Source organism: Chitinophaga eiseniae (genome assembly GCF_900167135.1).
GTDB classification, from domain to species: domain Bacteria; phylum Bacteroidota; class Bacteroidia; order Chitinophagales; family Chitinophagaceae; genus Chitinophaga; species Chitinophaga eiseniae.
On the sequence record NZ_FUWZ01000001.1, the window covers coordinates 1,987,095 to 2,010,011 of the forward strand.

Annotated in this window: 15 protein-coding genes; 11 read left to right on the forward strand and 4 right to left on the reverse strand. The window is 51.5% G+C overall.

Going from position 1 to position 22,917, the window contains the following annotated elements:
* Window positions 1-47: 47 nt before the first annotated feature.
* Window positions 48-1,982: an SPFH domain-containing protein gene (locus B5D63_RS08275; protein WP_078668238.1), complete on the reverse strand. Its 1,935-nt coding sequence runs from the start codon at window positions 1,980-1,982 to the stop codon at window positions 48-50.
* Between the two features lie 707 nt (window positions 1,983-2,689).
* Between B5D63_RS08275 and B5D63_RS08280 the strand changes: the two genes are divergently transcribed.
* From B5D63_RS08280 to B5D63_RS08310, 6 genes are all read left to right on the forward strand, one after another.
* Window positions 2,690-5,089 (forward strand): ABC transporter permease, encoded by a 2,400-nt coding sequence (locus tag B5D63_RS08280; RefSeq protein ID WP_078668239.1) that lies wholly within the window; start codon window positions 2,690-2,692, stop codon window positions 5,087-5,089.
* 402 nt (window positions 5,090-5,491) lie between these two features.
* Window positions 5,492-6,358 (forward strand): ROK family protein, encoded by an 867-nt coding sequence (locus B5D63_RS08290; protein WP_078668241.1) that lies wholly within the window; start codon window positions 5,492-5,494, stop codon window positions 6,356-6,358.
* A 455-nt stretch (window positions 6,359-6,813) separates the two neighbouring features.
* Entirely contained in the window at window positions 6,814-8,085 is a 1,272-nt protein-coding gene (locus tag B5D63_RS08295; RefSeq protein ID WP_078668242.1) for a Gfo/Idh/MocA family oxidoreductase, read from the forward strand.
* A gap of 82 nt (window positions 8,086-8,167) precedes the next feature.
* Window positions 8,168-11,539 carry a DUF1080 domain-containing protein gene (locus B5D63_RS08300; RefSeq protein ID WP_078668243.1) on the forward strand — a complete coding sequence of 1,124 codons (3,372 nt, stop codon included), beginning with the start codon at window positions 8,168-8,170 and terminating at the stop codon, window positions 11,537-11,539.
* A 342-nt stretch (window positions 11,540-11,881) separates the two neighbouring features.
* The gene (locus tag B5D63_RS08305) at window positions 11,882-13,618 is read left to right on the forward strand and encodes a thiamine pyrophosphate-dependent enzyme (protein ID WP_078668244.1); all 1,737 of its coding nucleotides are present in this window, start codon (window positions 11,882-11,884) and stop codon (window positions 13,616-13,618) included.
* 9 nt (window positions 13,619-13,627) lie between these two features.
* Window positions 13,628-14,104 carry an MEKHLA domain-containing protein gene (locus tag B5D63_RS08310; RefSeq protein WP_078668245.1) on the forward strand — a complete coding sequence of 159 codons (477 nt, stop codon included), beginning with the start codon at window positions 13,628-13,630 and terminating at the stop codon, window positions 14,102-14,104.
* A 67-nt stretch (window positions 14,105-14,171) separates the two neighbouring features.
* Here the strand turns inward: B5D63_RS08310 and B5D63_RS08315 are convergent, their stop codons facing one another.
* Entirely contained in the window at window positions 14,172-15,377 is a 1,206-nt protein-coding gene (locus B5D63_RS08315; protein WP_078668246.1) for a cytochrome-c peroxidase, read from the reverse strand.
* A 136-nt stretch (window positions 15,378-15,513) separates the two neighbouring features.
* Between B5D63_RS08315 and B5D63_RS08320 the strand changes: the two genes are divergently transcribed.
* From B5D63_RS08320 to B5D63_RS08330, 3 genes are read left to right on the forward strand one after another with little or no spacing between them, the layout of a single operon-like run.
* The gene (locus B5D63_RS08320) at window positions 15,514-16,056 is read left to right on the forward strand and encodes an RNA polymerase sigma-70 factor (RefSeq protein WP_078668247.1); all 543 of its coding nucleotides are present in this window, start codon (window positions 15,514-15,516) and stop codon (window positions 16,054-16,056) included.
* Window positions 16,057-16,073: 17 nt separating this feature from the next.
* Window positions 16,074-17,066: a FecR domain-containing protein gene (locus tag B5D63_RS08325; protein ID WP_078668248.1), complete on the forward strand. Its 993-nt coding sequence runs from the start codon at window positions 16,074-16,076 to the stop codon at window positions 17,064-17,066.
* Entirely contained in the window at window positions 17,005-18,588 is a 1,584-nt protein-coding gene (locus tag B5D63_RS08330) for a hypothetical protein (RefSeq protein WP_143312813.1), read from the forward strand. Before B5D63_RS08325 ends, B5D63_RS08330 begins: the two co-directional genes overlap by 62 nt.
* 4 nt (window positions 18,589-18,592) lie before the next feature.
* Here B5D63_RS08330 and B5D63_RS08335 read toward each other — a convergent pair whose 3' ends face one another.
* Both B5D63_RS08335 and B5D63_RS08340 read right to left on the reverse strand, forming a co-directional pair.
* Complete coding sequence (locus tag B5D63_RS08335) at window positions 18,593-19,381, reverse strand: M90 family metallopeptidase (RefSeq protein WP_078668250.1); 789 nt, start codon at window positions 19,379-19,381, stop codon at window positions 18,593-18,595.
* 18 nt (window positions 19,382-19,399) lie between these two features.
* Window positions 19,400-21,019, reverse strand: coding sequence for a M28 family metallopeptidase (locus B5D63_RS08340; RefSeq protein ID WP_235021481.1), 1,620 nt, complete (start codon window positions 21,017-21,019; stop codon window positions 19,400-19,402).
* Between the two features lie 191 nt (window positions 21,020-21,210).
* Here B5D63_RS08340 and B5D63_RS08345 point away from each other — a divergent pair, with 191 nt between their 5' ends.
* Complete coding sequence (locus B5D63_RS08345; RefSeq protein ID WP_159455938.1) at window positions 21,211-21,852, forward strand: RNA polymerase sigma factor; 642 nt, start codon at window positions 21,211-21,213, stop codon at window positions 21,850-21,852.
* Between the two features lie 53 nt (window positions 21,853-21,905).
* Window positions 21,906-22,916: a FecR family protein gene (locus B5D63_RS08350; RefSeq protein WP_159455939.1), complete on the forward strand. Its 1,011-nt coding sequence runs from the start codon at window positions 21,906-21,908 to the stop codon at window positions 22,914-22,916.
* The last annotated feature ends 1 nt before the right edge of the window (window position 22,917 follow it).

A 22,917-nucleotide genomic window follows, 5' to 3' on the forward strand; every position in this document is an offset into this window, starting at 1 on the left:
TAAATCGGGGTAACATGAATGGTGAAAGTGGTATAGGGATGATAGTTTTATTTGCTCTCGGCATCGGCGGAAGGAGTAGCAGTTGATATGTTTTGTTTGTTGGTAATTTCTTCCAGTAATTTCAGTCCGAGCAGTCCGCTGATAGGGCCGTTGGCGCCTTCGCCGCCACCGATCAGCACATCCGGCATGATGCGGATATGTTGACTGCCGATGGCTTCCATGACTTTCAACCGGGTGAAGTTTTCGCCGCCCATCGCTTCTACGGCCAGTTTATAGGATTCAGCGCTGGACTGGCCGATGGCCAGGATTTTCTCCGCTTCCGCTTTACCGGTAAGGGATATTTTTTCCGCTTCTGCTTTCGCGGTCCATTCTGTGCGATCGGCGTCGGCTCTGGCGAGCAGTCTTACCTTTTCCGCTTCGCCGCTGGCCAGCAGTTTCATCCGGTCACTTTCCGCGTTGGCCTGCAGGCGCACGCTGTTGGCGTCGCCAGTAGCTTTCTTTACAGAGGCATCGGCGATTCTTTCCGCGATCAGCACACCCTGATCGGCTTTCACGATTTCTTTCTGCATTTCCGCCACCGCAGTTTCTTTTTCGAGTGACTGGCGTGTTTCTTGTGCCTGGCGCTGTGTTTCGTACGTTACCTTTTGTTCTTCCGCTATCTTACGGTCTGTCAGTGTTTTCATCAGGCTCTCCGGCGGCACAATGTCGCCGATCAGCGTATCCACACCAAAAACGTTGTATTGGTCCAGCACCAGGCCGATATGTTCTTTCGCCGCGTTTTGTCTTTCTTTACGGCTGGTGAGGAAGCTGATCACGTCGGAACCTTGCGCCGAGTTACGGAAGTAGTTGCCAATGGTAGGTTCCAGTACCTGTGTCACAAGGTTGCTCATGTTACCGAAACGGGCAATTACTTTTGGTGCTTCCGTAGTGGGGATATGGATGATCTGTGATACGTCGAGGTTGAAGGTGAAGCCGTCCTTGCTGCGCACGGTGATAGTGGACAGGTTTTTGTCGAGCTGGTGCGCTTCGCTTCTGGCGGAGGCCCAGTTGAGCACCAGGTTGGTGGTAGGCACCAGTTCTACTTTCATGATGTACGGGTTAATTGGATATTTACCCGGACCTAACGGTTCCGCCCATACGCCTTTCGATCCTTTGGTAACGATGTTGCCATGTTTAAACTCCACCCCGCTGATGTCCACCCCGTCGTTGCCGACGAATGAGATAACCACGCCTACATGGCCGATGGCTATTTCCGTCATGCGAACGATTTCCATTTTAGCAAACCAGGGGTTGATAAAATAAGAGCCTGCGAGGATCACCTGTTCCTGTAAACCTTTGTAGCCGCCTTTTTGTAGGAAGGCATCCACATCCTGGAAGTTGTTGTGTTCCGGGATGGTTTTACCGGCAATAGAGCCTGTTTCGATGGCCTGGCCTTCGAGGGTGGTGATGATACCGACCGCATTTTCCGGGATGGAGATCATATCGGTGATCTCCAGTTCGAACAGGAGGGTGTTGATACGATAGGAGCCTGGTGTGATGATCGCCGTCTGCCGGCCTTTACAGCCGCCGTTTTCGAGGAAGGCCACTGCGTCCTGGAAGGTATCGCAGTTCACTTTTCGGGCGAGGATGGCGCCGGTGGGAAGCTCTGCGCCGTCTTTCGCCAGCACCAGTCCTATTTTACCGGTGGGGATAATGGTAAAAGGCTGGAAGGTAACGGCGTACTGCCACATCCATTTCCAGAAGTATACGCCGGGGGCCAGTGTCTGGGCCTGGAAGCCGGCTTCGCCGCGTGTGGCGAGGATACGCCCTTCGGGCAGTTCCTGTTTGCCCAGCAGCACAAATTTTTTCGTCACCAGACCAATACGGTCTTCCGGTACAATTACAACGCCGAAGAATATACGAAGAATTACTTTGTACATGATCAGGCATAGAATAGGCAGGCCGATGAGCAATGCCCATTTCAAGAAAGGGGTGTTTTCCATTGTTGTTGATATTAGATGTTCAGGTATGAGCGCAGCATGTTTGCGGACAAGGCACGACAGTACAATAGCGGAACAGGTGATACTGTTGCATAGCAATCCTCAGATGGCGGTACAGAACGCCGGTTTACAGCCGATTATTTGCCCGTAAATAAATTAGCAGGTCGGGGGAGAAGTGTTGAAGTTGGTAGCGATATAGTCTGTCAGGTTAATGCCGAACAGAGAGTGACGACGTTTCATCGTGTTAGTTGATTGAGGATGTAAAAATGAATATAATTTTTCATCCGTCAAAATGCCCTGTTGGCCAGCGATTTAAAAGATTGATGAAATGATGGGTGCAGTGGCCTTGTTATTTGGGCGGGTTCAAAAAAGAAGGATTTTATTGAATAAATTTTCAAAAAAGAGGCGAGAAATATATTTTTCCCTTATTTACTGCGGGTTACAGCGGATGACCTTACCGCATATATAAGGAGTAGCGGTTGAAGAGGTGGTCTTTTTTTCGATGACCCATGAAGGCGCTTCGCGACAAATAAAAGCGCTGTTTAACGACAGGAGCATTATCCTGTAATGAACAGCAAGTGTATCGAAAGCGTACATTTATTATTTTTTATGTATATACAATGTATTGATTTTTAGACGAAGGGCTAAGTGGCATTTTTCTTGGCGCCGTTAGCGCACGCTCTTGCTCAACGTTTAATGTTACCGCAACTATGTTTAAAAATTACCTGAAAACCGCCTGGCAGAACTTACGTTGCCATAAATCCTACGTAACGATTAATACTATCGGGTTAGCAGTGGGGATTGCCGCCTGCCTGCTTATTTTTATATTGGTCCAATATCAAACCAGCTTTGATAATTTCCATAAAAACGGGGAACGTATCTACAGGGTGGCGGGCGTAATCCAAACGCCGGAAGGAGTCAATTATACGACCGGCAGCGCTTTCCCGCTGGCAGATGGCCTGCGGCTGGACTGTCCGCAACTGGAACAGGTAGGCCGTATATACGGCCGTAAGGACAAACTGATCACGTTGCCGGATGACAAGAGAACGGCAGCACAGAAGAAGTTTAAGGAAACCATCTTTTTTGCGGAACCGGAGCTGTTCAATATTTTCAATTTCCCTTTTCTGGCAGGCGATGCAAAGACTGCCCTGTCTGCCCCCAATACGGCGGTGCTCACGCAGGAGACAGCGGAAAAATTCTTTGGAAGCTGGCAGGCAGCCATTGGTAAGTTTATCAAGTATGATAACGACCAGGTTTTTAAAGTAACGGGCATCCTGAAGAATGTACCTGTCAACACAGATTTTCCCCTGCGGGTGGTGTTTTCATTTAAGAATGCCCGGAATGAAGATATTGCTGCGGATTGGATAAGCCAGGACGGCTCCTTAAATACTTTTATTCTGCTTCCGAAACAGCTGTCAGCCGCGCAATTTGATAAAGACCTAAAAAACCTTGTAAAGAAAAATACGCCAGCCGAGTACGCTAACCAGGGGTATACTTTGCAACCATTAAGTGATATTCACTATAACAGCAGGTTTGGCACTTACAGCGGTAATACCTTCAGCAAAGAACTGATTACTGCCTTAAGTTTAATAGGCTTGTTCCTGATGGTGATCGCCTGTATCAACTTTATTAATTTGTCAACCGCACAGGCGGTGAACCGCTCGAAGGAAGTAGGTGTCAGAAAGGTGCTGGGAGGAAGCAGGGGGCAACTGATCACCCAGTTTCTATGCGAAACTTTTATCATTACGCTTCTTTCCGTGGTGATCGCTATCCTGATCGCTTTCGTTGCGTTACCGTTGCTGAACAATCTCTTACAGACGTCATTGAGCATTCAGTTCAGTTTGCCTTTGATGGCATTTTTAGGAGGCATCCTCATTGCGGTAACTTTGCTGTCAGGTTTTTACCCGGCGATTATCTTGTCGGGGTTCAACCCTGTTACCGTGCTGAAGAGCAGGCTGACCAACAGGGTCGTGGGCGGACTTTCGATGAGGAGGGGGTTGGTGGTGTTCCAGTTTGCGATCGCACAGGCTTTGATCATAGGTACCTTTATCGTGGTGAATCAAATGGATTTTTTCCAGAACGCGGCGACGGGTTTTGATAAAGAAGCGATTGTGATGGTGCCAATTGGAAATGATACCGCGCGTAATGTTAAAATGCAGTCGCTAAAGACACAGTTGCGGCAGATGGCAGGTGTAAAAGATGTAAGCTTAAGTGCGTTCAGCCCGATGGATGGAGCGAGCTGGCAAAGTGATTTCAGGTTTGATAATGCGTTGAAGAAGTCAGGATTTCAGGCTGACCTTAAATGGGCTGATGCCGATTATTTTAAAACGTATAATATTCAGTTCGTGGCGGGGATGCCGTATCGGGAGGTGGATACCGTCAGTGGTTTTGTGGTGAATGAAATGATGGTGAAGAAGCTCGGCTTCAACAGTCCCGAAGAGATTCTCGGGAAGAAAATAGATTTTTGGGATGGAAGCATAACAGCGCCTGTAGTGGGTGTGGTGAAGGATTTTAACGGTCAGTCGCTGAAGGACAAAATGTTGCCTACGGTGCTGGCAGCAAACAAAATGATATACCGGTTAATCAACATTAAAATGCAGCCTCAGCATGTCAGGCAAACATTGGCGGCTGTGGAGCGGATATGGAACGAGGCTTATCCGGAGCTAATGTATGAATACGAGTTCCTGGACGAGAAGATGGCCAGCTTCTACAAGCAGGAAAGCCAGCTTTCACAACTGTATAAGATATTTGCTGCCATTGCAATATTTATCTCCTGTCTTGGTTTGTATGGTTTTGTTTCGTTTATGGCCGTGCAGCGTACCAAAGAAGTGGGCATCAGGAAAGTGCTGGGCGCTTCTGTTGCCAACATTGTTTATTTGTTCTCCAAAGAATTTACCCTGCTGATTGGTATTGCGTTTTTAATAGCCGCGCCGCTGGCATATTATTTCATGCAGCATTGGCTACAAAATTTCGCTTACAGGATCAATATCGGGATGGAAACGTTTTTGCTGACTATTCTGAGTGCGGAAGCGATTGCGTGGCTGACGGTGGGGTATCAGGCGATAAAAGCAGCGGTGGCCAATCCGGTGAAGAGTTTAAAGGCGGAGTGACCATGGGGGGATCCTGTTCCCTGGCTTAGGCTGCGCTTTTGCGCGGAAGGCAGGCTGTATATCTCGTGTTGTTGAGGGGGCAGGTCTTTATCTTATTATTGATGAGGGTAGATCTCATCTTTCGATTTTGGATGGCCGTTGCCTGGGACGAATATAATTCCAGCAATCGTTTGCATCCCTGCCGCTTCAGGTGCGGGAAAACCCGGTGCTGCAGGTTGAAATATGCCTGCAGGTATCCGGCTGTATTGATATTTTCTTTTTGCGTTATCAAAAAAGAAGCTATATTGAGTGTCGTATTTTCTCTTTGCTAAAACGATTTATTTATTTGACATTGTCAACCAAACAATCTTATATTTGTCGAAGCTAAAACGATTTAGCCTATTTGTATATTTAAAACTGTTTATGAAAAGTTCCATGGCATTAGGAATTGATATCGGCGGTTCCCATATCACAGCGGCATTGGTGAACCTGGAGGCAAGAACAATTGATACCCATTCCTGGCACCGTACGCGCGTGGATTCGCAAGGCAGCGCGGCGGAAATAATTGACGCATGGGCGGTAGTGATCAATGACGCTTTCAGGGGGATGCCTGCCGACAGCCGGTACATCGGTATCGGTATGCCCGGTCCGTTCGACTACGAACTGGGGATCAGCAGGATGAAAGACCAGCATAAATACGACGCGCTTTACGATCTGAACGTTAAAAATATGCTGGCTGCCAAACTGGAGCTGGACCCGTCCAGGATCCGCTTTATCAACGATGCCGGCTGTTTCCTGCAGGGAGAGGTATTTAGCGGCGCAGGCCGTAATTATCAGCATGTGATCGGTCTTACCCTCGGTACGGGCCTCGGCTCTGCCACCTTCCACGGAGGCCTGGCACAAGATGCCGACCGCTGGTGTACGCCCTTCCGCGACGGCATGGCAGAAGACTATCTGTCCACCCGCTGGTTCGTGAAACGATACCATGAACTGACCGGCAACACGGTAAAAGATGTGAAGGAACTGACCACGTTTATTGATACCGACCCTGTCGTGCAACAGGTGTTCGATGAATTCGCCCTCAACCTGGCGAACTTTCTGACCGGCTTCATCCGCGAGGAATCACCGGAAGCCATTGTCATTGGCGGTAACATCGCCCAGGCTTCGGAACTGTTTTTCCCGGCTGTTGTACGGGAACTGGCACTGCACAACTACCATATGCCGCTGCTGGTTGCCTCCCTCGGTGAACAAGCCGCCATTCTCGGCGCCGCCAGCATCTGGTACGAATAATCATCACATCACTCCGGAAAAGCAGGAGAGGAGGAGCATTTCGCCGTCCTGTAGCAACATCATCCGGATATCGTTATACCGGGTAGATGAAAATGCCTTTCCGGTAGTAATAAGCGTATCTGATACGCTTGGTGGCAGGGCGTCTGCGTAAGTTTCGCCCGAAGGGCTATAAAAAATAATGCAGGTTTATTCATCTCCCGGAATCAGATAAAAAAAACCGGTGCGGAGACAGTCATCTCCGCGCCGGGCTTCATTTTGCCCTATATCCTTCTCCGCCGGCCATCCCCGATGGCCAATAGTTCCCTTTTGCCGCTTATCACTATTTTCAGCCGCTCCGCTTGCAATTGCCCCCCTGACTTTCTATCTTACTCACATCAACCAGGAACTTGTTTTTACAGTGAATAATATACAGTGAACTAACGGAGATCAATACACGTATTCAATCAAACATATATATGGCAAAACAAAACAGCGATTCAAGGCGGGCGTTCCTTAAAAATTCCCTGGGAGCGCTTGCTGCATTCACGATTGTTCCAAGGCACGTGCTGGGACGCGGCTACCTGGCGCCCAGCGATCAGCTGACCAAAGCGGTGATCGGCACCGGCGGCATGGGCCGCGGCCACTTCGGCTATGCCGGCACCCGCGTAGTAGCGATCTGCGACGTGGACCGCAATCACCTCAAACTGGCCATGGACCAGCTCGGCGACAAAGGCGTTAAAACCTTCTCCGACTACCGCGAAGTCATCACCCTCCCCGAAGTAGACATCGTGCACGTCGCCACCCCGCCGCACTGGCACGGTATTATCGCTGCCGACGCCGCTCGCGCCGGCAAAGATATCTGGTGCGAAAAACCTATGACGGCCACCATCGGCGAAGGTAAACGCCTCGTGGAAGCAGTACAGCAACATGGCCGTATCTTCCGTCTCAACACCTGGTTCCGCTTTGAAGACCGCTTCTACGGCATGGGAACCACCGTCAAGCCCATCAAAAAACTGGTGGAAAGCGGCCTGCTCGGCTGGCCCCTGAAAGTCACCGTCAGCAAACATACCGGGTTCGACTGGAAATTCTTCTGGGTAGGTAAAACCAACCTCGAAACCATGACCGTTCCCAAAGAACTGGACTACGACATGTGGCTCGGTCCCGCTCCGTTCCGCCCCTATAACGCCCATCGGGTACACCAGACCTTCCGCGGTTATTGGGACTACGATGGCGGTGGCCTCGGTGATATGGGCCAGCACTACCTTGATCCCATACAATATTTCCTCGGTAAAGATGATACCAGCCCCGTAAGCGTGGAAATAGACGCCCCGCAGCAACACCCCGACGCGGTAGGTACCTGGAGAAGGATCACCTACACCTACGCCGACGGATGCCAGATCATCCTCGACGGCGAAGGCAAAGATGAAAAAGCAGCCTACATAGAAGGACCCAAAGGCAAACTGTATCCTGGCTTCAAGTCCGATATACCGGACCTGGAGAAAAAACTCGCTGCCTTCCCCGACCCGCTGCCGCAACAAACCGATTTCGTGGACGCCGTGAAAAACAGGAAAAAATTTGCGCTCAACGAAGAGAACGGCCACCGCTCCTGTACCCTCGTGAACATGGGCAAAATAGCGCTTCGCCTGAACCGCTCCCTGAAATTTGACCCGGTGAAACAGGAGTTTATCGACGACGCCGGCGCCAATGCCCAGATATTCCAGCCCATGCGCGGCCCCTGGACCATTTAATATTTTAGACATTTAGATATTCAGGTATTTAGGTATTTAGATATTGGGAGCTGTTAACTGGCTCCAATAAGAAAATGATTACATGAAAAAGATCGTATACATACTTACTGCACTGCTGGTTGGCTGGAACAGCCTGGCCATCGCTCAGGGCCCGTCAGACCAGCGCGCGTTCAATACCAAAATCGCCGATGTGCTGGCCCTTATGCCCGCTCCCAACAAAGGGCAGTTCAATACCAACATGGAAGCCATCAGCGCCCTCGGCGAAGAAGGCGTGGTAACCATCGCCGGTATGCTGGTACCTGAAGGGAAAGGCGATAACACCCAGCTGCAATATGCCCTCGCCGGCTACGCTTACTACGTAACCCAGCCCGGAAAGGAAGCCAAACGTAAAGAAGCGGCTGCCGCTTTCTGCAAAGCCATCGCGAAAGCTACCGATCCGGAAAATAAAGTCTTCCTGCTCACCCAGCTGCAGACAACCGGCGATAACGACGCTGTCAGCACCCTGCAACCGCTGCTGTCAGTCGACCGCTTCTGCGACCCCGCCGCCCGCGTGCTGATTAAAATCAACACCCCGGCTGCTCAAAAAACATTGCTCGACGCCCTCGCGGGCGCTAACGCCGCTAACCGCATCACCCTCACAGAAGCGTTGGGGGATGCCCGTTACGCCGCTGCCGTACCCGCCATCACCGCACAGCTGAATAACAGCGATAAAAAACTGGTGAAGGTGTCTCAGTACGCCCTCGCCCAGATCGCTGACCCGGCTTCTGCCAAAGCGCTCGGCAACGCTGCCGCCAAAGCAGGTTACACCTACGACGTGACAGACGCTGCTTCGTCTTATCTCTATTATGCCGGTCAACTGGCGGCCAACGGCAACAAAGCCGCTGCGCAAAAAATAGGAGCGTCCCTGGTGAAACAATGCACCGCCGACGCACAGGTACACACCCGCACCGCCGGGCTCAAACTGCTGGTGGACATCCTCGGTGAAAAAAGCCAACCCTGGATCAACCAGGCGGTCGCTGATAAAAACAACGAATACCGTGATGCAGCCCTGAAATTTGCAGCTCCCTTCGCCAACGCTGCCGCTGTCAACTGGCTGACGCAGCTGAAGAAAGGACCTGACGATACCAAAGCGGCTATCATTACCATGCTGGGAGAAAATAAAGTGAGCGCCGCACTGCCGGCTATCACCGCTTTCACTAAAAACAGTAACGATGTGGTACGCCTGGCGGCTATCGCTGCTGCTGCCCGCATCGGTGGCGCTTCCACGCTGCCTGCCCTGCTGGGCATCATGAAAACAGGTACCGCCGCCGATATCAACGCTGTAAAAAATGCCCTTCGGCTGATTCCCGGTGACGAAGTAGCACAACAGGCCGGCGCCGCACTGGCCGCCATGCCTGCACCTGCACAAACAGCCCTGCTCGAAGTGCTCGCGGCCCGCAAAGCCGACAGCCGCGTTAACGACGTACTGCCCCTGGCCGCGAGCAGCAATGCAGACGTGAAAGCCGCCGCTTTCGCTGCCCTGAAAGATGTAGCAGGTAAAAATAACCTGCCCGCCCTGTTCTCCCTGCTCGGCAGCGCCTCCGCGCCGCAGGAAATCGGCAACATCCAGACTGCCCTCATCAACGCCGGCGCCACCAGCGCTGATGTGATGGCCCAGATGAAACAGGCCTCCGCCGCCAACCAGTCCCGCTACCTCGGCGTACTGGCCGGTATCGGCCAACCCTCCGCACTGGAACCGGTCATGACGGCATTTGCTAACGGTAACGACGCCACGAAGAATGCCGCTGTAGCTGCACTGTCCGACTGGAAAGACGCCTCTGCCGCGCCAGCCCTGCTGAAAATCGCCCGCGACGCCGCTAACAGCGCCTATCGCGAAAAAGCACTGAACGGTTACATCAACCTGGTGAAAAAATCAGGTTATCGCCCCGATCAGAAAGTATTGCTGCTGCGCAACGCGCTCGAACTGAACCCTTCCGATGCAGTGCAGAAACAGGCACTGACAGTACTGGAACAATGCAAAACATTCCCCGCCTTACTACTGGCCGGTGAATACCTCGATAAAACGGCGGTGCAACAGGAAGCGGCCATGGCGGTGATGAACATCGTGCTGGCCAACAAAACCTATAACGGCAATATCGTACGGCAACTGCTGGACAAAGCCGGCGCTGCGCTGAAAGGCGGCGACGCTGACTACCAACGCCAGTCCATCCGCAAGTACCTCAGCGAAATGCCTGCCGGTGAAGGTTTCGTGCCTATGTTCAACGGCAAAGACCTCAGCGGCTGGAAAGGCCTGGTGGAAAACCCCATCGCCCGCGGTAAAATGGACGCCAAAACCCTCAGCAAAGCACAGGAAAAAGCTAATGAAGCTATGCGTAAAGGCTGGTCAGTGAAAGACGGACTGCTGGTGTTTAACGGTCAGGGCGATAATCTGTGCACTGATAAAAAATACGGTGACTTTGAAATGCTGGTTGACTGGAAAATTACCCCTAACGGCGACGCTGGCATCTATCTCCGCGGAACACCACAGGTGCAGATCTGGGATACCTCCCGCACCGACGTGGGCGCACAGGTAGGCTCCGGTGGACTCTACAACAACCAGCAAAACGAAGCCAAACCGCTGAAACTGGCGGACAACGCTATCGGCGAATGGAACCACTTCCGCATCATCATGAAAGGTGACCGCGTGACAGTTTACCTCAACGGCCAACTGGTGACAGACAATACCATCCTGGAAAACTACTGGGACCGCAACCTGCCCATCTTCCCCGAAGAGCAGATAGAACTGCAGGCACACGGTACCTACGTGGCTTACCGTAACCTGTACATCAAAGAACTGCCCCGCGTAAAACCTTTCACGCTGAGCGACGAAGAGAAAAAAGCAGGGTATAAAGTACTGTTCGACGGTACCAACATGCACGAATGGACCGGCAATACCAAAGACTATGTGATCGATGAAGGTAACCTGGTGATCTATCCGACCAACGGTGGTCACGGTAACCTCTACACGAAAAAGGAATACAAAAATTTCTCTTTCCGTTTTGAATTCCAGCTCACCCCCGGCGCTAACAACGGTCTGGGCGTACGTGCTCCGCTGAACGGCGACGCCGCCTACGGAGGCATGGAATTACAGATCCTGGACAACGAGGCGGACATCTACAAAGACCTGAACATTTACCAGTATCACGGCTCCGTGTATGGTGTGATTCCTGCCAAAAGAGGTTACCTTAAACCGGTGGGAGAATGGAACTACGAAGAAGCGATCGTAGATGGTACGCATATCAAAGTAATCCTCAACGGCACCGTTATCCTTGATGGTGATATCGCAGAAGCACGTGAAAAAGGTACGCTGGACCATAAAGAACATCCCGGCCTGAAAAATGAAACCGGTCATATCGGTTTCCTGGGTCACGGTTCTATTGTGCGTTTCCGGAATATCAGAGTGAAAGAACTGTAGTAGTAATTTTAATACTTGTAGTAGTTGTGCTACAAAATATAAAAGCGCCGGCCACGAGGCTGGCGCTTTTTTTGTTAATATGTGATCCTAACAAAAAAATAATTTTCACACCCCGCGCAGATAATCAGTCATATACGCGTTTCTGCCTGATGTAGCTCACGGAGAAATATTTGCTTTCTAAAAAATACTATCTATCTTGGAATTGTCAGTGAGTGAGCAATGCTATCGTCCGATTTTTTTTGAAAACCGTATCTATCATTTTATTAAAGCCCTCATACAACACCCTCATATAAGACCATAGAAAACCGCGATTATTTCCTGTATCATTTTAACCACTATGCTATGACGCTCAGTAACCTTTATGGAAACCCTCCATGCGTGGCTGATAATTATCAGCTGATTATTGACACCCTTACAGAATGGGGTATCACCTTATACACCGGCGTTACCGGCGGCGGTGTTATTCATCTGCTTAAACACCTGCCACCACTCGACGATCTGCCTGCAGATGATCCTGCATTTCTGACCCTGGGAGAATACAGTGCTGGTTTTGTACCGCTGGGACATTATCTGGCCAGTGGCAGGATAGCCGCTGCGGTGGCTACTACCGGCGCTGCTACAAAACTGATCTCCTGTGGACTGAGCGATGCCAAACTGCACGACATTCCGGCTGTTTTTATTGTACCTGTTTCCGGTAGCCATACCGAAGGCTTCTCCCCGTTGCAGGACACGTCCGTATATGGCAGCAATATCGTTGCACAACTACAGGCAGAATTGGGAGAGGCGGTTTTTGTATTAAATGATCCGTTTTTACTGACTGCACAGCTGGCCGCTGCCAAAGCAACGCTGGACCGCTCGAAGCCGGTAGTGTTGGTGCTGGACAATGATGCGGTAGGCAGCAAAGTGCCGGAGTATACGACTTCGTTGCCCGAAGAAGAGCCAGTGGAAGAATACGACCTGGATGCTTTTGTGGCCACCTTCCGCCATGTGACGAATGATAAACGTGTAGTGGTGCTGGTAGGCGAAGAAATGGCACGTTATCCCAATGCGAAGCTGCTGACCACAGATTTCTGCAAGCAACTGCAGGCCGCCGCCATCTGGAGTATCAACGGCGCCAATGCGGTGAGCCAGTACAACCCTTACGGCTACGGCTATATTTCCTTTGGTGGCAACGACCATGCGATGGCGTTGTTTAATTCGCTCGGCGAGCAGGATGTGCTGGTAGTGCTGGGCGCTTGCCCGGATGAATACACGATTAACTTCAGCGGGTTTAAAGCAGCGCATACTTTTTTCCTGGGAAATATTTTTCAGGCGTATGGACTCGTTGATAACAGTTTACGTCACGTGGCCAAAGGGGAATATCATCATGTCAACGGATCATTGGATGTGTTGGTAAATGCCCTGATCAGTGCCAGTCTGCGTTATCCTTTCACGAACATCCCCGCTGCGAAGGCGCCGGCAGATCTGAACGACCGGCCATTTGCTGCCCCGCGGGAAGGGTATGTAAATATGGCCACGTTATACCAGCGGCTTAATCAATGGTGGCCGGCGCATTCACTGGGCATAGATGATGTGTGCCTGGCGTATAAAGACCGCCAGTACGTAACCCAGCGGCCCAATGACCATATTGACTTTTATTCGCTCTATCGCGGATCTGCTATGGGAGGTGCTTTTGGCGCGGCTGTCGGGGCAAAGTTGTCGGTGCCGCACCGACCTGTTTTTTTGTTTACCGGTGATGGATGCTTTCGCCTGTTTGCCGGTTCCCTGGGAGAAGTAAGCCATCTGGGCATGGTGATTTTTCTGTTGAACAACGAATCTTTATCTATCGTAGAACAAGGGCTGGAGAAAGTGTTGCCGGAGGTGGCGTCACCGCACTATCATGCCCGTGTGGCGGCCATCGACTATTGCGCCATGGCAAGGGCGTGCGGCTGGGAAGCGGTGCGGTTGCAGCCGGACCTGGGCAACCTGAATGCATTGTTACACCGGATGGAAATGGAGGGGCAACGTTCCCTGCTCATTGAGGTACCGGTAGATCACCAGCAGGAGCTGGGACAGAACCCCCGTCTTAAAAACCTATAAACAATCGTTATGACATCCGCATTGCTTTCACTCATTACACAGATAGACGATAATTTCTTCCGCCGGAACGGCAAGGCGCTTCCAGCACCCCAGGATATTTCCGCAAGAGCGCAGTGGTTGCACGAGGAGGCGCCTTACAGTATCCTGGCGCATGGAACGGGCGACGATCCCCGGTTTATTTACGCGAATCAATTTGCTTTGTCCTGTTTTAAATATGACCAGGAAGCGTTGTTGCAACTCCCTTCCCGGCTGAGTGCTGCACCGCAGGATAGGAGCGAGCGGGAACGCCTGTTGCAGGAGGTAACGCTTCATGGCATCGCTTATGACTACAGCGGTCCGCGCGTAGATAAATTCAGCAACACTTTTATGATTTATGATGGTGTGGTATGGCGGTTAAGCCAGCCGGACGGAGTGCCTTTCGGGCAGGCGGCGCTTTTCTGGACCCATGCGCAGGAAAGGCCGGCATGGTTTACAGGCATCAGGTAAAAAACAGAAGAGGGCCAACCTGACAGACCCTCTTCTTTCTACTTTCCACAAAAAACAAACCCCTCTTTTATTTAAACGGGTCCGCATATTTCGGGTCGCTGATCAGTTGTTCGTCTGTCAGCGTTTTCAGGAATGCGATGATATCGCTTTTGTCTTTGGTGGTGAGGGGAACACCGGAACCGGCTACTGCGCCCAGTTGTATGCCCAGGTTGGGGTTGCCTTTAATACCATGATTGTAATGTTCCATCACGGCTTCCAGTGTGGCGAAGCGCCCGTCGTGCATGTAGGGTGCGGTGAGCGCCACATTGCGGAGACTGGGAATTTTAAACGTGCCCTGGTCAGCAGGTTTGTGGGTAATCTCGCCGATGCCTTTGTCAGTGTAATCGGCTTCCAGCCCGTTGTTGGAGCCGATTCCCGTATTCAGTCCGGTGTTGTCGGCAATCAGGAATGACGGTAGTTGACCATATTGCGAGGTGGCGAGGTCGCTGTGGCATTCGGTGCAGAAGTTGACCTGCAGCAGCCGTAAGCCGTTTTTCTCGTCAGCGCTGAGGTTGCCGAGATTGCTGGCAAGACCCTGATCGTATTTGGACTGAAAGGAGACGATGCTCCGGATGAACTGTGACAATGCCAGGGAGATACGGGGGGCGGTCACGATTTCATCGCCGAAAGCCGCTTTAAATAACGGTTTGTAATAGGCGATGCCGCTGAGTTTTGTCTCCAGGGCGGCGAGGGACGGCATGCCCATTTCGATGTGATCGAGTATCGGCATGGTCGTTTGTGTTTCCAGGTTGGCGGCCCGCATATCCCAGAACATGGTTTTGGCGCCGAAGAAGCGCTGGTTGACCACCATCATGGCATTGCGGCGCGTCAGCTGGTTGTCGAACCCGGGGGAATGGGCCAGGCCGTCTGTGAAGGCCTTGTCCTGATGATGGCAGGAGCCGCAGGAGCGGGTGTTGTTCACGGACATGTTTTTGTCGTAAAACAGCACCCGGCCGAGGGTGGCGCCGGCATTGGTGATGGGGTTGCCGGTGGGCGTGTTGTCAAGGTCGGTCCGCCCGGCAAGAAAGGCTTTCATGTAAGGCGGCATGTTATTGACGGTATTCACATAGTCGTACAGGGTAGCGGGCAGGTTGGGCGCGCCGGGTGTATTGACGGGCGGCTCCTGTCCCTGGCCGTTACCCTCGTGATCGGGTCCCTGGCGCGGATGGTCGTCTTTCTTACAGGAGAATAACAGGAACAACAAAATGAGTGATGATAATGATAAATAACGCATGGTGTGTCTGGGTTTCCCCTAATACACATTTCCCTGAAATTCCCCTTACCGGGAAGAAAATAAATTATTTTTGGGGCGGGATAAGGGTATTTTACAGCTAAGGTGTAGTTGTTGGGAGCTTTTGAAACAATAACCGGTGGATATACATTTTGGTAAGGCTAAAGACCAGGAGAAGCTGGTGGAAGAATGTTTTCATACCTACTTTGATGGGTTGCACCGTTATGCCTTCACGATCCTGAAAGACAACGATGAGGCAAAAGACGCTGTACAGGCGGTTTTCCTGAAACTGTGGGAAAAAAGGGCGGATATTGATGAACAACAATCCGTTAAATCATACCTGTACACGGCGGTATATCATTACTGTCTCAATGTCAAACGGCATGAGAAGGTGAAAGACAATTACCTGGCACAACGTCCGCCGGCCCTAGAGCACCGCAATGAGCTGGTAAGCAAAGAGACCCACCGGCGGATCATGGAGCATATCGACAGTCTTTCCCCGCAATGCAGGCTGATCTTCAGCAAAAGCCGCTTTGAAGGCCGGAAGTATGCTGAAATAGCGGCCGATCTGGGATTGTCCGTTAAAACGGTGGAAGTACAGATGGGAAAGGCCCTGAAGATATTAAGGGCGAAATTGTTCGACATCACGGTAATGATATTGTTTGCCTGTTTGTTTTTATGAGTTTCAATTAATAGATCATGAGCACTGCTGAAAACCTGCCATATGAATTATTAGGAAGATATTTTTCCGGGGAAGCCACCCCGGAAGAGGCAATGGCTGTGGATGACTGGATCAGGGAACACCGCGACCACCGGAAGCTGTACGACCAGGTGGCGGCGGTATGGGACGATGCGGCGCTGAAACAACGTTACCAGTTGCCCGATAAAGCTGTGGCCCTGCACGAACTGAAGGCAAGGATGACTACCCGGCCGGTTGTCCGGAAAATGCTGCCGCTAAGCCGTATTGCTGCAGGATTTGTATTGCTGGCGGGTGTGGCGGCTATCCTGTTTTTCATGCTCCGTCCCGGGAACGAAAGGAGAGCGCTGGCTGTCGTATCGAAAGAAACCGGCGAGGCCATCCGGCGGGATACGTTGCCCGACCAGTCCACCGTGGTGCTCAATAGTCATACTGCTTTGCAGTACGCGGCTGGTTTCGGGGATACGGCCCGTTGGGTTGAATTATCCGGGGAAGCGTGGTTTGATGTAACTTCGCAGCCACGTAAACCGTTTATTGTTGCAGTGGGTGATATCCGCATTGAGGTATTGGGGACTTCCTTTAATGTACGGCAATCAGATACGACGATTGCGGTGATGGTGAAAACCGGCGCCGTACGCATGTCGAGGGGGGATAGCAGCATAAAGGTAAAAGCCGGACAGGAAGGCGTATATCACATTGCCCGTAAAGAGCTGGGGCTCACTGCCGGCGCGTTTAACAGCAATCAGCTCGGGTATGCGACCCGGGTGTTTAATTTCGAGAACATCACCCTGAAACAGATTACCGCACAACTGGAAAAAGCCTATGGTGTCCGGGTGGTATTTGAAAATAAAGCGCTGGAAGACTGTACGATGAGCAGCTCATTTGAAAACAAACCGATAGAATACGTTTTCGAGGTTATATCCGTTACATTGAATGTCACATGCAGATTTGAAAAAGACGAGGTCTTCATCAGCGGCGCCGGCTGCGGCGGGTAAATGGCTGTTGGTCGTCTTATTGCTTTCGGGAGTCTTACACAGTTACAGCCAGTCAGGTGCTGTCAACCTTCAGAAAAATATTACCATCTCTGCAGGGGAGATGCCGCTCGACAAGCTACTGAAAGTGGTGGGGCAGCAAACCGGTACCCGTTTCTCCCTGAATACCCGTAAATTCTCTCCTTCCCGCCTGATACATATACATCAGAAAACACAACCGCTCGGCGCTTTACTGGAAAATATCCGAAAGCAGACCGGCATCAGTTACAAATTGCTGGGCGGCCACGTTATTTTCGTAGATGCGCCACCGATAAAACCAGTGGTCACCGCCACCTCACCCGGCGCCAGGGTGAAAACGCCTGTACGGAAACCGGCCGCCGCAAAAAAAACGGTGGCAAATGCATCGCCGGCAGCAACCAGGATGAGTACCGCAACGAAACCAACCGCGGATACTGTTGTTTCGCTTCATCGTCCGGTTACTGACACGCCTGTTATACGGGACAGCGCAGATACTGCCGTCGCCGGAATAAAGCGGGACACGCTGCTTTACAGGCAGGATTCCCTGCGTGCCGCCGTCGGATTAAAAAACGATACGTTGCCGTATAGAAGAGACACCGGCAGGTTAAATTTATCGCTGCGAAAATCATCGCCCGAAGGGCAAAAAGAAAACAAAGGCTGGGGGATAGGCAATATTGAATTCCCCGGTATCGGCACAAATACTCCGCCGGATACTACGGTGAAAAAAGAGGAGCCTGCGCCACCCCTCACGGCGGAGGCTATACGGAACCAACCGGCCGCCAACAATCCTCAGCAGAAAACAACCAACTTTCCGGAAACAGCTGCCACACGGCAGGCGGGAGGTACGGACAAGCCTGTGCGACAACTAAAAGGCGGTGGCAGTGCCGGGGAACGCTCTTTTTTCCTGTCCAACTGGTTTCGCCGCTCCTCTGGTGGCGGTATCCGCAACAGCAGTGACGGTCTGCGGCCCGGTCTTACCCCCTTTGTAGGAGCAGGTGTCTCCCTGGAAGAATCCTTTATCGTCAACGGGCAGCTGCAGGCAGGTATGCCTTTCCTGTATGCGCTGGCCTCGTGGGGTACCGGTCGAGGTGCATCGGGACTACGTTACGGCGTTGGTGTTTCCGCTCCGTTGGGAGAAGACTGGCGGCTGCACCTGCAGGCGACCACCGGGAAAATGCAATTTGATTATGACTCTGCCACCTTTTTAAAGAAGGAGGTCCGTATACGCTGGCAAAAACTGGCGCTCATGGGAGAACGGCGGCTGAATGATCACCTGGGGGTACAGGCAGGTATATCCCTCAATATCCTGCGTTCAGCATATTATATGATGGGTAGCCCTACACCGTTGGGCAGCGCGGAAGAAACGGCGCTGAAAGACGTGCGTTACTTCAAGCCGTTGTATACTATCAGCGATACTTTCAGTCCCGATGCGGCGGATAGCCGGAAAATGTGGCTGGGCGTACAGGTGAGTGTTATTTACCGGTTACATTTCCGGAAAGCGCGGTAAAAAATCAGGCAATACTCTTAGCCGGGTCTTGTTGAAAAATATGCGTCAGCATTTTATAGAGCTCGGGGTGTTTCTCCGACAACAGATCGGGCCTTTCAAAAAAATACTCAGAAATCACAGCAAAAAATTCTGCCTGGTTGGTGGCGCCGTACGGGTTGATATCCGTACGGCCTTCCGCCATTTCCTGGATGGTCTGATGCACCAGTTTAAGCCAGGGAATACTGTAGCTGTGCTCCAGTAATTTGGTAGGAAGCCCGTCTACAGAGCCGTCGGCCTTGTCCAGCAGGTGTACAAACTCGTGGATGGCGGTGTTGCTTTTGTCGGTGGTATTGGAAAAACCTTCGCGCAGCGCGGAGCGGGAGAGGATCATCTGTCCGTTGAGCGCGCCGCTGCCTACCATGCCCAGGATATTCCGGCGGTTGCCTTCATACTGGTACGATTCGTCAAAGGTATCCGGGTAGAGGATCACGTTGGTGAGATTAAAATACTCCCAGTTTTTAAAACCGAAGATGGGGATGATAGCGCTGGCAGCCACCAGTACGCGGTCGAGCGCTTCTATTTCCGTGCCTACGCCTTCGATATGCGTTCTTTTCAGGAAACGTTGTACCTGTTGCTCAAAGCGGTTTTTATCCGCTTCTGTGAGCTGCTGGTAATAACGTACGTGTGTTTGCAGCAGTTCCCGGTAGGTATCGGGAACTGCAGTTTTCTTAAGTTGATGGCGGTTGACCTGGTTCTTGAGGTACAAGAACAGGATGAGCCCTATCATTATTAATCCGAATAATACCATGATCATGTTACCGGGTGTTATTGTTTATTTCCGGTACGCCTTGAACTCTGAGCCTTTTTTCCATTGCGGGAAAGTGCTTTCGTTGCTGAGGGTATAGCCAACGTCGAACATGAGGCGTACATCTTCTACCATGCCGTCCATCACCCAGGTATCAGGGTTAAACTCGTCAGCGGGGGAGTGATAACGTAAACGGTTATACGCTGCTGTTTTTTCCTTGCCGGAGCCGGGAGCTTTGCCTAAGATATCGTTGCCTGGGCCCAGGTATAAACCGGGGATACCCTTTTTAGCAAAGTTAAAGTGATCTGAGCGGAAAAACCAGCCGCCTTCGGGATTGGCTTCGGGAACGGTCACGCGGCCCTGTTTGGCGGCCGCCCGGTGGGCATATTCGTCCAGTTCAGACTGTCCCATCCCGATCACGGTCACGTCTTTGGTGCGGCCGAAGGTATTGAGTACGTCCAGGTTGATGTCCGCCACTGTTTTTTCGGCTTTGAAGACGGGGTGGCTGGCATAATATTCTGAGCCCAGCAGGCCTTGTTCTTCACCGGTAACGGAAAGGAACAGCACGGAGCGGGCCGGTTTTTGTTGGAGGCGGGTGAAGGCGGTGGCCAGTTCGAGCAGGCCCGCGGTGCCGGTGGCGTTGTCTACGGCGCCGTTGTAGATAGAGTCGCCCTTCACCGGTTCACCGATACCGAAATGGTCCCAGTGAGCTGAAAATACGACGCATTCATCGGGTCTTTTGCTGCCTGGCAGTATGGCCAGTACGTTATGGGAGGATGATTTTTTGATGGTGTTGTTGATGACCAGCGATGTTTGCAGGTGTAGGTCTACCGGTTTAAAATCCTTCTGGTTTGCTTTTTCCATGATATCGGGGGAGATGCCGGCCAGCTGGAAGATTTTCCTGGCGGCGTCCTGGGTGATCCAGCCTTCCAGGGCGGTCCTGGACATATTGTTGTCTGCCGTCTGCAGATGCAGTTTGGAATTGGACCATCCGCTGCGCACTACCTTCCAGGGATAGCTGGCGGCAGCTGTTTCATGGATGATGATCACCCCTGCCGCGCCCTGCCGGGAGGCTTCTTCGAATTTATAGGTCCACCGGCCGTAGTAGGTCATGGTGCGCCCTTTAAAAAGCGTGTTGTCGGCAAAGCCGGGATCGTTGATCATCACGATGACGGTTTTCCCTTTTACATCCAGGCCGGCGTAGTCGTTATGGCCGTATTCCGGTGCCACGATACCATAACCGGCGAATACAAGTTCGGACTGGCGGATGCTGACCTGCTCCTGTACACGGCGCGTGCCTGCCACATAATCATCGAGGTATTGTAAGGACACCTCGCCTTTGTCACCTTTGACAATCAGGTTGCCGGCAGGTTTGGAGCCGATGGACACCATGGGCACTTCCTGGAAGTAACTGTTGCCATTACCGGGCTTCAGTCCCAGCGCTTTGAACTGCGCCGCCAGGTAGTGGATGGCGCTGTCTTCGCCGCGGGTGAAAGGCTTACGGCCTTCAAAGGCATCGGAGGCAAGTACCTGTATATGTCTGGCGAAGCTGTTGGCATTGATCGCCCGGACGGCGGACGAGTCCTGGGCCTGAACGCCCTGCCACAGCAGGGAGGCGGCCATGCTAAAGAGGATGGGTGCTTTCAAAATAAGATAATTGATAATAAACAAAAACCATTCATGATAAAAATAACGAAATTAAAAATACGAAAAGCAGGAGGCGGATTTACAAGTCATTCACAATAAAAGAATGGTCGTTTCAATCTAAACCCTTAATTTGCCGCCAGAAATCAGAACAAATAATTGCTCCCCACGGGCCAACCAAAATGCTCAGCTGTATGCTCAACGCACATCGCTCAACCGAATCCAGCGCAGGCCGGTACGGTGAAAAGGATTACGCCGGCTTCTGGTATGAAATGCAGCAGGACAATGAACAGGGACTGTATAAAATTTACCATGACCTCTACGATAATTTTTACCATTATGGTATATCAGTAGTGCTGGACAAAGGCATGGTAAAAGAAGCCATCAACGACATTTTTGTAGATATCTGGCGCAAGCGCCAACAGCTCGACATGCCTGAGAATATCCAGGCGTACTTGTTTATCTGCTTTAAAAGAAAACTATATAAACTGCTGACCAAAAGCCAGAAAGGTACTGTGCTGGCCGACAGCCAGCTATTCCCCGAGCCGGAGGAGCAGCCCTACGAAACCGTGCTGATACGCCAGGAAAACGACAGCCTGGTAAAACAGAAGCTGGAAAAAATGCTGGCGCTCCTCACCAGCCGTCAGAAAGAATTTATCAGGATGCGTTTCTACGAAGACCTGAGCATTGAAGAGATAGCCATAAAGACCGCCGCCACACCCAGGACCATCTATAATACCATCCACAACGCCCTCGTACGTATCCGGGAAGTATACAACGATGCCACTTTTATCGCGCTGCTGCTGCTTTTGATCGATCTGGAAAATTTTTCCTGATTTCTTTGGTAAAAAAAGAAAGATACCCCCCTCTTTATAGTTAAATGCCTGCTATGGACTTACAGCAGTATAAGGCGGAAGACTTTATATTAAATGACTCCTTTGTGCGTTACTGCCTCCGCAGCAACGATACAGACGTGCAGTTCTGGGAAGACTGGCTGGAACGGTACCCGCATAAACAGGAGGAAGCCGCTAAAGCCCGGGAATGGTTATTCCGGCTTGGGCTGCGTATTACGCCGGAAGAAAAGGAAACAGAATTCGGTAAGCTGAAAGCTGCGCTGGCAGCGGCTGATACGCCGGTTAAAAAGATCTCCTGGAAACGGATGGCCCGCATTGCCGCTGCCGCTATTTTACCACTGGCCGCTGCGGCCTGGTGGCTGAACAGTCATCGCTCCGTCGCTCCCGCCGTTGTCAATGAGTCTTACACACTCTTTAAAGCAGGTGACACTGCGCGCCGGCAGGTGATGCTGGCCGACGGCAGCCTGGTGATCCTGAATGCGCACAGTACGCTGAAAGTACCTGCCAGCTACAACGAAAAGCAGCGTAACCTCGTCCTGGAAGGAGAGGCCCTGTTTGAAGTGGCTAAAGCAGAAGGGAAACCTTTTGTGGTGAGCACCGGTAACCTCCATGTGCAGGCGCTGGGAACTGCCTTTAAATTACGTGCGTACCGGTACGATCAACACACGGCCGTTACCCTCGTAGAAGGAAAAGTACGCGTGGCGCAGGAAGCAGCGGTGGCCGAATTAATACCCGGTGAGCAACTGACGACCGGTAAAACACATGCCCGCTTTGTGAAAAATAATTTCGACGCTGAAAGGGAAAAAGCCTGGCGCAGCGGACGCCTCGTTTTTCATAATGCCTCTCCCGATGAGATCGCGTCCACACTGGGGTATTGGTATGGTATCAATGTAAAAGTAATCACACGTAAAAATAAACCTATCCGCTTTAACGGCGTATTCAACAACAAATCGCTGAATGAAGTGCTGGCAGCAGTTTGTTTTGTCAACGGACTGGAGTCCGTGACAAAAAACGACACTTTATTCGTGCAACCAATCAGTAAATAGT